Origin of the sequence: Comamonas sp. B-9 (assembly GCF_000410635.1) — a bacterium.
In the GTDB taxonomy this organism is placed as follows: domain Bacteria; phylum Pseudomonadota; class Gammaproteobacteria; order Burkholderiales; family Burkholderiaceae_C; genus Comamonas.
Genome location: NZ_KE148555.1, coordinates 15,206 through 27,724 on the forward strand (window position 1 = coordinate 15,206; position 12,519 = coordinate 27,724).

The 12,519-nt window shown below is 64.7% G+C and carries 9 protein-coding genes; 7 read left to right on the top strand and 2 right to left on the bottom strand.

The annotated features are described in order from the left end of the window. The coding region (locus tag H928_RS27125; protein WP_204366299.1) for an acyltransferase at positions 1-897 on the bottom strand (897 nt) is incomplete at its 3' end. A gap of 289 nt (positions 898-1,186) precedes the next feature. Here H928_RS27125 and selD point away from each other — a divergent pair. After that, the gene (selD, locus tag H928_RS0110455; protein ID WP_021026456.1) at positions 1,187-2,254 is read left to right on the top strand and encodes a selenide, water dikinase SelD; all 1,068 of its coding nucleotides are present in this window, start codon (positions 1,187-1,189) and stop codon (positions 2,252-2,254) included. A gap of 86 nt (positions 2,255-2,340) precedes the next feature. Here selD and ffh read toward each other — a convergent pair whose 3' ends face one another. Beyond that, complete coding sequence (gene ffh, locus H928_RS0110460; protein ID WP_021026457.1) at positions 2,341-3,720, bottom strand: signal recognition particle protein; 1,380 nt, start codon at positions 3,718-3,720, stop codon at positions 2,341-2,343. A 384-nt stretch (positions 3,721-4,104) separates the two neighbouring features. Here ffh and H928_RS27130 point away from each other — a divergent pair, with 384 nt between their 5' ends. The 6 genes from H928_RS27130 to H928_RS27140 all read left to right on the top strand — a co-directional run. Next, positions 4,105-7,974 (top strand): response regulator, encoded by a 3,870-nt coding sequence (locus tag H928_RS27130; protein WP_021026459.1) that lies wholly within the window; start codon positions 4,105-4,107, stop codon positions 7,972-7,974. 49 nt (positions 7,975-8,023) lie between these two features. Next, the gene (locus tag H928_RS0110475) at positions 8,024-8,950 is read left to right on the top strand and encodes a diguanylate cyclase (protein ID WP_021026460.1); all 927 of its coding nucleotides are present in this window, start codon (positions 8,024-8,026) and stop codon (positions 8,948-8,950) included. A 123-nt stretch (positions 8,951-9,073) separates the two neighbouring features. Next, positions 9,074-9,880 carry an inner membrane protein YpjD gene (locus H928_RS0110480; RefSeq protein ID WP_021026461.1) on the top strand — a complete coding sequence of 269 codons (807 nt, stop codon included), beginning with the start codon at positions 9,074-9,076 and terminating at the stop codon, positions 9,878-9,880. Positions 9,881-9,886: 6 nt separating this feature from the next. Then, positions 9,887-10,123: a PP0621 family protein gene (locus H928_RS0110485; protein ID WP_021026462.1), complete on the top strand. Its 237-nt coding sequence runs from the start codon at positions 9,887-9,889 to the stop codon at positions 10,121-10,123. A 3-nt stretch (positions 10,124-10,126) separates the two neighbouring features. Continuing rightward, positions 10,127-11,824 (top strand): ATP-binding protein, encoded by a 1,698-nt coding sequence (locus H928_RS27135; protein ID WP_052329916.1) that lies wholly within the window; start codon positions 10,127-10,129, stop codon positions 11,822-11,824. Beyond that, a partial coding sequence (locus H928_RS27140) for a sigma-54 dependent transcriptional regulator (RefSeq protein ID WP_021026464.1) occupies positions 11,821-12,519 on the top strand: 699 nt, incomplete at its 3' end. The genes H928_RS27135 and H928_RS27140, both read left to right, overlap by 4 nt.

Genomic DNA, 12,519 nt, shown 5'->3' on the forward strand with positions numbered 1-12,519 from the left:
GGAAATCCCATGCCTTAGACTGATCTCAGTGAGGGCCTGCTGCACCGGGAATGCATAAATGTAGATGCCGTAAGACAGATCATGGCGCAGACGAATGCGGGTCAAAGGCTTCCAATAGGCAAGCAGAAAAACGGCACCGGGCAGGCAAAGGAAGACAGCGCCCTGAACGATCGCCAGCGTGGTCCCGGTACAGGCAATGACAAAGCCCAGCAGCATAGGCGGTACCAACCATAGCCTGCGGTCTACCGGGATGTAGTTAAAAGCAGCCCCAGCGAAGAACATGGTGGCGAATTGCCAGAAATCTCGCCAGCTGATCGCGCCGTCATCCAGCGCGGGAATTTTCACCAACAGAAAGGCAGCGGCCGACACGGCCACTACTAGCACAAGAATCCGGCGAGAGAGCCCTAGCGTCATACCGAACAAAACCAGCAGCACATACATCAAGACCTCGTACTTGATGGTCCACAGCGAGCCGTTTACCGCGTTCTGAATTGGATTGTGCGCAAACACCCCGGGGAGGTCATTGAGTGTCGCAAGGCCAGTTCCATAGTTGACAAACAACCCCCAGGTCTGCCCCGAAGACAGAAAGCTTTTCAGATCCAGCGTCGTCATGAGCCCACCAATGACAAACACGGATATGAAGGCTGCCGCCAACAGCCCAGGGAAAATTCTCAGCGCCCGTTTGATGCCAAACGCAGCCCATTGCGCCGTTCGGCTCCAGCTTTGGACATTGAGATAGCCGCTGATGAAGAAAAAGACATAGACCGACAGCGACCCCATGCTGTAGGTATTGTTGAAAAATGGGGTGATCTGCAGGTCGTAGAAGAGCGAGCCATGGGCCCAGAAAACGCCCAGGGCCGCCATCAGTCGCAGCAGGTCAAAGTTATTCTCTCGCATCCCCGTCTCGATAGGATCTCGCAGAAAAATCTGAAAGCATACCCGATGCGACACGGGTCAGCGCTTCCCTGACGACTATCGATGCTCACTTTTAAACTGTCTGGTTGCCACAGCCAAGATGGCACTGAATGCATCGCGGCCACTTTTGGCCCCATCGGCGATTGCTGTCGCTTTGCCCCTCACTCACAAGGCAGCATGGTGCACGCCCGTCAGCCAAATGCCGATAATGGTGGGCCGCCATGGGCGGCACCGCTTTTCTCGCCAGTCTGTTAGCCCTGAGGATGCCCGTATGAATGCCCCTACCACCACCCTGCCCACCTCGCCACGCCTGACCTCGCTGTCGCATGGCGGCGGCTGCGGCTGCAAGATTGCCCCTGGGGTGCTGGCCGATCTGATGAGCCGCAGTGCGGTGCCCAAGCAGTTCTATGCGCAGCTGCTGGTGGGCACCGAGACGGCGGATGACGCAGCGGTCTACCAGATCAACGACACGCAGGCGATTGTCGCGACCACCGATTTCTTCATGCCCATCGTCGATGACCCCTATGACTTTGGCCGCATTGCTGCGACCAATGCGCTGTCGGACATCTACGCGATGGGCGGCACGCCGCTGATGGCGCTGGCCATCGTCGGCATGCCGATCAATGTGCTGCCCCACGACGTCATTGCCAAGATTCTCGAAGGCGGCGAGTCCGTCTGCCGCGATGCCGCCATTCCGCTGGCCGGCGGCCACTCGATCGACTCGGTCGAGCCCATCTATGGCCTGGTCGGTATCGGCATCGTCAATCCGGCGCAGCTCAAGCGCAACCGCGATGCCCAGGCGGGCGATGTGCTGATCCTGGGCAAGGCCCTGGGTGTGGGTATCCAGTCCGCTGCCTTGAAAAAAGGCCTGCTCAGCAACAGTGACTACGCCAGCATGGTGCGCACCACCACCCAGCTCAACCGGCCTGGCGCCGCGCTTGCGCAGCTGGCCGATGTGCATGCGCTGACCGATGTCACCGGCTTTGGCCTGCTGGGCCATACGCTGGAGCTGGCACGCGGCGCGCAGCTCACAGCCGTGATCGACAGCCAGGCGCTGCCGCTGCTGCCCGGCGTCCTCGATCTTGCCCAGCAAGGCGTGGTGACCGGCGCCTCGGGACGCAACTGGGCGTCCTACGGCAGCGATGTGGCAATGGGCGCGCAAGTGCCCGATGCGATGCGCAGCCTGCTGACCGACCCGCAGACCTCCGGCGGCCTGCTGGTCTCCTGCACGCCGGATGCTGTTGGCCAGGTGCTGGACATCTTCAAATCCCAGGGCTTTGCCGATGCCTGCGTAGTCGGCCAGATGCTGGCGGGCGAGGCGCAAGTTGTGGTGTCGTAACACCGCAGCGCCTGGATGCAAAAACGCCTGCTGGATGCAGGCGTTTTTGTTGAAGCAGGCCTTGCAACCAGGGCATGCTGCGGTGCTTAAAACGGCAGCTTGGGCATGCCGCCGCCCATCATGCCCTTCATGCCGCCCATCTTCTTCATCATCTTCATCAGGCCGCCGCCCTTCATCTTCTTCATCATCTGCTGCATCTGGCCAAACTCGTTGAGCAGGCGGTTGACCTCTTGCACCTGCACGCCAGCGCCAGCGGCAATGCGTTTCTTGCGCGTGGCCTTGATGAATTCGGGCTTGGCGCGCTCATAGGGGGTCATCGAGCAGATGATGCCTTCCTTGCGGCGCACTTCGCGCTCGGCCTTGTCCATATCGACCTTGCCGGCCTTGCCCGCCAGCTCCGAGGGCAGCTTGTCCATCAGGGTCGACAGGCCCCCCATCTGCTTCATCTGCTGGAGCTGGCCCAGGAAGTCGTTCAGATCAAAGCCGTCGCCGGACTTGATCTTCTCGGCCATCTTCTGGGCCGCCTCCATGTCCACGCCCTTGGAGACCTGCTCGACCAGGGCCACGATATCGCCCATGCCCAGCACGCGCTGCGCATGGCGCTCTGCGTCGAACACTTCCAGGCCATCGAGCTTTTCGGACACACCGGCGAACTTGATGGGCGCGCCGGTGATCTGGCGCACCGACAGCGCCGCACCGCCGCGTGAGTCACCGTCGAGCTTGGTCAGCACGATACCGGTGAGCGGCAGCGCCTCCTTGAAGGCCTTGGCGGTGTTGATCGCGTCCTGGCCCTGCATCGCATCGACGACGAACAAGGTCTCGACCGGCTTCAAGGCCGCATGCAATTGCTGGATTTCGGTCATCAGCACTTCGTCGATGGCCAGGCGGCCGGCGGTATCGACCAGGAGCACATCAAAGTAGTGCTTCTTGGCGTAATCGAGCGCCGCGTTGGCAATATCCAACGGCTTTTGGTCGGGCGTGCTGGGGAACCATTCCGCGCCCGCCTGCTGGGTCACGGTCTTGAGCTGCTCGATAGCAGCGGGGCGGTAGACGTCTCCCGAGACGGTCAGCACCTTTTTCTTGCGCCGCTCGATCAGGTGCTTGGCCAGCTTGGCCGTGGTGGTCGTCTTACCGGCACCTTGCAGGCCGGCCATCAGGATCACCGCCGGCGGCTGGGCCTGCAGGTTGATGTCGGCCACGCCCTCGCCCATCGTGGCGGCCAGTTCCTTGTTGACGATCGACACCAGGGTCTGGCCCGGCTTGAGGCTGCCCAGCACTTCCTGGCCCAGCGCTTTTTCCTTGACGCGGGCAATGAAGTCGCGCACCACGGGCAAGGCCACATCCGCCTCCAAGAGGGCCATGCGCACTTCACGCAGCATGTCCTGGACATTGGATTCGGTGATACGGGCCTGGCCACGCATTTCCTTGACGAGGCGCGAGAGTTTATCGGTCAGTGCGGAAGCCATAGGGTGGAGTCTTGAGTAATCGTGGCAAAGGGGGCGCCCAGCGGTAGCCGCTGGCCGGAGGCCGGGCTAAAAACGACTGGCGCCAGGGGCTGTAAGCCACAGCCCTGCAAACCTTTGATTCTACCCGCTCACCCCAAAACTGACGCGGGGCCAGGGCTGGCAGCCTGCCCGCCAGCGCAAGAAACTATGGCCCGCTCCCTACAATAGGTAAATGTTTGACCGTGAAGCGCCAAACGAATTTAGCCTTTGAGGCTGCGCACATGCAGGCCCGAAGCCGCGACAATGCAGCTGCGGCCTGCGCCTGCCCCCGCTGGCATGGCCAGCTGCAATGCCAAAGCCCTGCCCGCCACCCTGAGGTGGCGCTTTCTTTGACCAGGATCACCGATGCCAGATACGCCGTATCGCCACTTGCTAGACCATTTCTCGGACGCCTTCTTCGTGACCGATACGCAAGGCCGGATCCTGGATGTCAATACCCAGGCCTACCGGGAGATGGGCTACAGCCTGGCAGAGCTGATGGCCCTGACGGTGGCTGATTTTGCGCTGGACTACACACAGGAGGAGTTGCTGGCCCTGTGGCAGAAAATGGAGCCCGGTGAACACACCGTGGCAACCAACACCCACCAGCGCAAGGACGGCTCCTGCTTTCCCGTCGAGGTGCACATCACCTGCCAGCTGGTGGATGGCGAGAAGCGCTTTTTCACCATCTCCCACGACATCACCGAGCGCGTGCGCCGCGACCAGGAAATTCAGCTGCTCAATGCCGCGCTCGAGCAGCAGGTCGAGAAAAGCACCCAGCAGTGGCGCCATTCCACCCACCTGCTCGATGCGGTGATGCGCGGCACCTCGGACATCGTCTTTGTCAAAGACCGGCAGGGCCGATATGTGTTCGCCAACCCCGCGGCCGAGGCCATCACACAGATGCCGCCCGGGGGACTGATTGGCAAGACCGATGCCGAAATCCTCGGCGGCCACAACAATTTTGCCGACGACGATGCCGCCGTTTACCGGAGCAGCACGCCGGTGGTGTCGGAGTCGCATGCGCTGATCGAGGGGCGCCGGCTCAGCTTCCAGTCCATCAAGAGCCAGTACCGCAACGAGCATGGCGAGGTCATCGGCCTCTTGGGCATTTCGCGTGACACGACGCAGATGCGCGAATCGGAAAACCAGCTGCGCCAAAGCTATGACTCGCTGCGCCGCGCCGAGCGGCTCTCGCGCATCGGCAGCTGGACGCTGGACCTGGCCAGCGGTGAGATCGAGGCCTCGGAGATGATGTACGAGATGAATGGCCTGGACCCGCAGGGGCCCAAGCTGACCCAGGACAACATCGCCCACATGATGCCGCCGCAGGACTATGCCAAGGTGGCCGCGGCCATTGCCCAATGCGCCCAGACCGGCCAGCCCTACCGGCTCGATGTGACCCATTACACGCCCGATGGCGGCCAGTTCCCGGCCAGCATCCTGGGCCAGGCCGACTATGACAGCAGTGGCCGCATCGTCAGCCTCAGCGGCACGCTGCAGGATCTGTCCGAGCGCGAACAGGCGCGCCAGCGGCTGGAGGCACTGGCCGACAACCTGCCCAGTGGCGCGATCTACCGCGTCGAAGGCACGGCCACGACCTTGCGCATGAGTTACATCAGCGCCGGTATCGAAAAGCTCATCGGCGTGAGCGCGCAGGCCATCATGGCTGACAACGCGGCCTATATCAAAACCATCCACCCGGCAGATCTGGCGATGTACCGGCAGCAGCAGCGCGAGGCGCTGGAGCGCCTGAGCCTGTTTGACTGCAGCTTTCGCATCATCCGCCCCGATGGCAGCCTGCGCTGGCTACGCTGCCGCTCGGCACCCAGCCGCCAGGAAGCGGGCACGATCTGGGACGGCATCATGCTCGATATCACGCGCGAGCGCGAGGCCGAGCTGGCGCTGCAAAAAGCCAAGGAAATGGCCGAAGCGGCCGAGCGCGCCAAGTCCGAGTTCCTGGCCACGATGAGCCACGAGATCCGCACGCCGATGAACACCGTCATCGGCATGACGCGCCTGATCCAGCAGACCCCGCTGCTGCCCAAGCAGCGCAACTACCTGGAGAAGGTGGAGCTGTCGGCCAACGCACTGCTGTCGGTGATCAATGACATCCTGGATTTCTCCAAGATCGAGGCGGGCATGCTCACCCTGGAGAACGTGGAGTTCGCGCTCGACGATGTGCTCGAGACCGTCTCGGCCGTCACCACCTTGCGCGCCGAGGAAAAGGGCATCGAGGTGGTCTACTCGGTCGCGCCCGATGTGCCACGGCAGCTGAGCGGTGACCCGCTGCGCCTGAGCCAGGTGCTCAACAACCTGGTGAGCAATGCCATCAAGTTCACCCACTTGGGTGAGGTGGTCATCAGCATCCAGACCACCGAGACCGCCGGCAACCGCCCCGTGGTCCCGGGCAAGATCGGGCTGGAGATCACCGTCAAGGACACGGGCATCGGCATGAGCCCGGCCCAGATGAGCCAGCTGTTCCGCCCCTTCTCGCAGGCCGACAGCCAGACCACTCGGCGCTATGGCGGCTCGGGCCTGGGCCTGGCCATCTGCCAGCGCCTGGTGGGCCAGATGGGGGGCGAGCTCAAGGTCGAGAGCAGCCCGGGGCTGGGCAGCACCTTCTACTTCTCGGTGCAACTGCACCCCGCCCAGCTGCAGCAGGCGCCCAAACCAGCCCGCTACCACGGCACGCCGGTGGACCGCGTGCTGATCGTCGACGACAACGCCAGCGCACGCGACATCCTGGCCGAGATGGTGCGCGGGTTTGGCATGCGCGCCGACACGGTGGATTCGGGCGAGCAGGCCTTGTCCGATCTGCAGCTCGCCTCCCGCGTGGGCACGCCCTATGGCCTGGTGCTGATGGACTGGCGCATGCCAGGCATGGACGGGCTGGAGGTGGCGCGCCGCATCCGCGAGGAAGAACACCTCTCGGCCACCCCGGCGGTGCTGATGGTGACCGCCTACGGCCGTGACGAGGTCATGCGCAAGGCTGAAGAGCTGCACCTGCAAGGCCTGCTGATCAAGCCGGTGACCCAATCGGTGCTGTTCAATGCCATCTTGGAGGCCTTGCAGTCGCAGGGCGGCGGCCTCTCGCGGCGCGCCCTGCCCGACACGCCGGGCCAGCCGCAGGCGCTGCACACCAACCCGATCCAGCTCTACCCCCACCTGCATGGCAAGAATGTCCTGGTGGTCGATGACAACGCCCTCAACCGCGAGGTGGCTGCCGACTTCCTCAGCCTGGTCGGCGTGCAGGTGAGCCTGGCCACCAATGGCGCCGAGGCGCTCAGCATGCTCGAGCACCACCACTACGACGCCGTGCTGATGGATGTGCACATGCCGCAGATGGATGGGCTGGACGCCACGCGCGCGCTGCGCCAGCTGCCCCATCTGCAGCAGCTGCCGGTGATTGCGCTGACCGCGCAGGCCCGCGTCGAGGACCGCAGCGCCATTGAAGAAGCGGGCATGAACGCCCACCTGACCAAGCCCATTGACGAGCGCAAGCTGTACGAAACGCTGAGCGAATGGATCGCAGGCCCCGGCAACGATGCCGATACGCCGGATGCGCCCGAGTCCGAATTCCTGCGCGACGAGGCCCGCGTGGCAGCCACGCCCGGCATCAACCACGCCAAGATGCTGCAGCGCTTCCATGGCAATGCCGAGCGGGTCGAACGGGTGCTGGCCGGCTTCTACCGCGACTTTGCCGACGCCCCCCAGACCCTGGTGCTGCATGTGCAGCAGTCATCCTGGGAGCCGCTGTCGATGCTCGCCCATTCGCTCAAGGGGGCGCTGGGCTACCTCGATGCCACGGCCCTGGTCCAGGCGGCCGAAACCATCGAGAGCCAGGCCCGGGAGTGGACGCAGGCCCCGCCGCCCGCAGCGCAGCCCCAGCGCCTGCTGCATGCCGAGACCTCCGAGTTTGCCGCCCAGCTGCAGACACTGCTGCAAGGCCTGGCCACGCGCCAGCATCCACCGGCCCCGCCGAGCGCAGCGCTGGACGCCGCGCCTGCGGCCAGCCCACCCGCTGCCACCAGCCTGCGCCAGGACCTCAAGCACCTCAAGCGCCTGGTGGCCGATGGCGACTATGCCGCCGTCAGCGAGCTCGAACGCATGCTCTTGGCTAGCCCCACGGCGCGCTGGACGCCGCTGCTCCAGCAGATCCTGCAGCATGTGGAAGACCTGGATGGCGAGGCCGCACTGGCGGCGATCGAGCGGCTCGAACAGATCCTGCCTTGACCTTCTGGCTACCAGCCCCTTTGAGACCTAGACCCCCTACCATCGCACCATGCAAGCTGAGCCCGATAACGACCAACCCACCATCCTGATTGTGGATGACGAGCGCGTCAACCGCTCCATGCTCGCCGAGCTGCTGGGCCAGCAGTACCGCGTGCTGCTGGCCAAGGACGGCCCCAGTGCGCTGACCATCGCCACGCGCGAATCGCACCGCCTGCTGCTGGTGCTGCTCGATGTCAGCATGCCCGGCATGAATGGCTATGAGGTGCTGACCCAGTTGAGAAAGCAGGAGGCGACGGCCGGCATTGCGATCATCTTCATCACCGGCCAGAGCGATGCTGCGGCGGAGGAATATGGCCTGCGCCTGGGCGCGGCCGACTATGTCTCCAAACCCATCCGCCCGGCAGTGGTGAGTGTGCGGGTGCGCAACCAGATCGACCTGGCGCTGCAGCGCCAAGCCTTGCAGCGCCTCGCGCAGGTCGATGGCCTGACCAACCTGGCCAACCGCCGGCATTTTGATGACATGCTGCGGCGCAGCCAGCGCCTGTGCCTGCGCAGAAACGACCCGCTGGGCCTGGCGCTGATCGATATCGACCACTTCAAGCTGTACAACGACCACTATGGCCATGTGCAAGGCGATGAGGCGCTCAAGCAAGTAGCCGGTACGCTGGCGCGCCATGCGCGCCGCCCTTATGACCTGGCCGCCCGCTTTGGCGGTGAGGAGTTTGCGCTGATCCTGCCCGGCCACGCCGATGCCGTGGCCGTGGTGGAGCGCTTTCGCCAGGAAGTGCAGACGATGGCGATTGCCCATGCGGCCTCCACCACCGCGCCAGAGCTGACGGTGAGCTGCGGGGTGCTGACCATCCACTGCGGCCAGACCGACGGCCTGGAGGACTGCCTGCGCCGGGCCGATGAGCTGCTGTACGAGGCCAAGACCAGCGGCCGCAACCGGGTCTGCGCAACCAGCGTCGGTATATAGCGCGCGCCGGCCAGGCTCTGCGGTCCATCGCCGGCCATAGCAGATGGCAATAGCCGGCAGATGGCAAGGCGCTAGCGCCCGCGCAGAGCACACAGGCCTTTCGCCGCAGCTATGATAGCGGGCATGCTCTCTCCCGCCTTTGCCGCAGCCAGCACCAGCCCCATCGGCTGGGCGCTGGCCATTGCTGCAGCCATTGCCTACGCCATCCCCGCACTTGCGGCCCGACGCCTGCAGGAGCCCAGCGCGCGGCTGGGCTTGCGCGCGGCCTGGGCCTTGCACCTGGCGGCCATCGGCTGGAGCCTGGTGGGTGACATGCCCCATTTCGGCTTTGCGCCGGCGCTGTCCGTCACCGCCTGGCTGGTGCTGACGGTGTATGTGGTCGAGCAGCAGCTCTACCCGCAGCTGCGCTCGCGCTGGCCGCTGTCGGCCATGGGCTGCATCGCGGTCCTGCTGGCCGGCGTCTACCCCGGCAGCCCTTTGCATGTGAATGCCTCGCCCTGGCTGCCGCTGCACCTGGCGCTGGGCATTGCCTCCTATGGCCTGTTTGCCGCCGCCGTCGTGCATGCCGCACTGATGACCCGGGCCGAGCGCCAGATGCGCCAGGATGGCAGCCACGACGGCGGTCTGCCACTGCTGGCCCTGGAACGCCTGACCTTCCGCTTTGTCACGGCCGGCTTCATCCTGCTGTCCGCAACCTTGCTGGCCGGCTGGTGGTTTGGCGAGGCGCTGTACGGCAAGGCCTGGGTCTGGAACCACAAGTCGGTGTTCTCGATGCTGGCCTGGTTGACCTTTGCCGTGCTGCTGGTGGGCCGCAAGCGCTTTGGCTGGCGCGGGCAGCGCGCCGTCAACATGCTCTATGTAGGCGCCACCTTGCTGCTGCTGGCCTATGTGGGCTCGCGCTTTGTCCTTGAAGTCATCTTGAAACACTGAGCTGCCATGAAGTATTTGCTGGTATTGCTGGTGCTGGCCGTGGGCTGGCACATGTGGCGCAGCCAACGGGTCAAGAACGCGCCGCCGCCACCGCCCAAAAAAGGCCTGGCCAAGCCCGAGCCCATGGTGCACTGCGCGCACTGCGGCGTGCACCTGCCCCAGTCCGATGCCATCGGCTACCAGGGCGCACATTACTGCTCGCAAGCCCATCTCGCCCAGGCGCTGCCGCCTGGCCAGCGCTAGGCTTTGGGCATCGCCACGATGGCCGCGCTGGCATTGATGGAAACCCCCTTCAAGCGCTTGTGGCGCGGCTACCTGGTGGCCCGCGTCTTTGTGGCCCTGCTGCTGGCGCTGGGCGCCATGGCCATCACACCAGCGCAATCGGGCCCCTTGCTGTCGCAGCTGGCGCTGCTGGGCGCCTATGGCATCTCGGCCATGCTGTATGCCGCGCTCAGCCACCAGCCGCCCCCGCAGCGCCGCGTCTATGCCTGGCTGCCCACGATCGGCATGGATCTGCTGCTGATCTCGCTACTGGAAGTGACCAAAACCGGCACCTACACCTTGACGCCGATGTTCGGCCTGGCGGTGCTGTTTGCCGGCACCCTGGGCGGCTGGCTGGTGACCTTGGGCAGCTGCGCCTACATCACGATCTTTCTGATTGTCGAGTCGCTGAGCTTTCGCCTGTCGGTGTTCGACCCCGATGGCACGCAGAACACGGTGCAGGCCGGGCTGGCCGGAGCGGCCTATTTTCTGGTGGGCATTCTCGTGCGGCTGCTCGCCTCGCGGGTGGAGCGCGAGACCTTGCAGGGCCTGCGCAATGCCGCTGCGGCCAACCAGCAAGAGCAGATCAATGCGCTCATCCTGCAGAACCTGCCCGATGGCGTGCTGGTGGCCGACCAGGCCTTGCAGGTGCGTATTGCCAACCCGGCTGCCATGACCTTGCTGGGCCACCCCCACCTGCCGCTGGCGCTGGCGCAGTTGCCCGCCTGGCGCGGTGTGGTCGAGCAGGTCACCCAGACCTTTGCCGAGCAAAAGCCCTTCTCGCAAGACCTGGCACTGACCGCGCCGCAGATGGCCCCCATCGGCCTGCATGTGCGCACCTGGCTGACCCACCCGCTGCCCACCTTCGGCACCATTGGCAGCCATGACAATGACCCGCTGTGCCTGGTGTTCTTGCATGACCTGCGCGAGATAGAGGCGCGGCTGCGCACCGAGAAAATGGCGGCGATGGGGCGCATGTCCGCAGCTGTCGCCCATGAAATCCGCAACCCGCTGACGGCCATCACCCAGGCCAATGCGCTGCTCGATGAGGAGCTGACCGACCCGGGCCAGAAGCGCCTGACCTATATGGTCGAGCAAAATGCCCAGCGCCTGGGCCGCATTGCCGAAGATATCCTGGACATTGCCCGCGTGCATAACCAGATCCAGCCCGGCGATGGTGACTCCATTGCCCTCAATGACAGCGTGCTGCACATCTGCCATGACTGGATGGCACTGGCCCCTGCCGCCCACACCGTGGCGCTGTCGCTCAGTGCCGAGGACAGCCTGGTGGCCTTTGACACCGGGCACCTGCGCCAGCTGCTCTACAACCTGCTCAACAACGGCCAGCGCTACCGCCGGGACTGTGCAGACTCCTTGCGCGTCAGCACCCACAGCAGCCTCACGGGCACCACCACCTTGGTGGTCTGGAGCGATGGCGCGCCCATCGAGCCGACCATTGAAAAGCACCTGTTCGAGCCCTTCTTCTCGTCCGAGAGCCGATCGAGCGGCCTGGGCCTGTACATCTGCCGCGAGCTGTGCACCCGCCATGGCGCTATGATCCGCTACGAAAGGCAGAGCACAGCGCTGCCCGAGCTGGCACAGGGCAATGCCTTTATTGTGCAGTTTCGCCGGGCCGCCAGCCCCGCGCATCCCCAGCAGACTGATTTGATCCACCAGGCATGAGTTTTGAAAACACCACTGTTCTGGTCGTGGACGATGAGCCCGACCTCAGAACCCTTTATGAGCTGACCTTGCTGCGCGAAGGCTACCGGGTCTACACGGCCGGCTCGGTGCAGGAAGCCCGCGCCCAGCTGCAGCAGCGCCGCTTCGAGATCCTGATCACCGACATGCGCCTGCCCGATGGCCTGGGCATGGAGCTACTGCAGGACCTGCGCAGCCAGGGCCGCAGCGAGCGCGCCATCGTCATGACCGCCTATGGCTCGGCCGACAATGCTGTCGCGGCCTTGCGCGAAGGCGCGTTTGACTACCTGACCAAGCCGGTGGACCTCAAGCAGTTTCGCCAGGTGGTGGCCTCTGCCAGCCAGGGGCTGCAGGATGCTGCTGCGCTGGTCCCGGCGCAGCCCGCGTCTCAAGCGGCGCCGCAGCCGGGCACGCCCGCGCGGTCAGCCCTCCCGGCCCAGCGCGAATTGATCGGCCCGTCCCTTGTGATGCAGCAGGTGCGCGAGCGCATTGCCAAGGTGGCCGGCAGCATGGCGCCCATTCTGGTGCGCGGCGAATCGGGCACCGGCAAGGAGCTGGTGGCCCAGTCCTTGCACCGCAACAGCCAGCGGGCCAGCGGGCCGATGGTGGCCGTCAACTGCGGCGCCATCCCCGAGAACCTGCTCGAAGCGGAGTTCTTTGGTGCCCGCAAAGGCGCC

Excerpts from the sequence above, each read along its gene's own strand:
- H928_RS0110485 (WP_021026462.1), top strand. The coding sequence starts at position 9,887 with ATGAAGTATTTGCTGGTATTGCTGGTGCTGGCCGTGGGCTGGCACATG.
- H928_RS0110475 (WP_021026460.1), top strand. The coding sequence starts at position 8,024 with ATGCAAGCTGAGCCCGATAACGACCAACCCACCATCCTGATTGTGGAT.
- H928_RS27130 (WP_021026459.1), top strand. The coding sequence starts at position 4,105 with ATGCCAGATACGCCGTATCGCCACTTGCTAGACCATTTCTCGGACGCC.
- H928_RS0110480 (WP_021026461.1), top strand. The coding sequence starts at position 9,074 with ATGCTCTCTCCCGCCTTTGCCGCAGCCAGCACCAGCCCCATCGGCTGG.
- selD (WP_021026456.1), top strand. The coding sequence starts at position 1,187 with ATGAATGCCCCTACCACCACCCTGCCCACCTCGCCACGCCTGACCTCG.
- ffh (WP_021026457.1), bottom strand. The coding sequence starts at position 3,720 with ATGGCTTCCGCACTGACCGATAAACTCTCGCGCCTCGTCAAGGAAATG.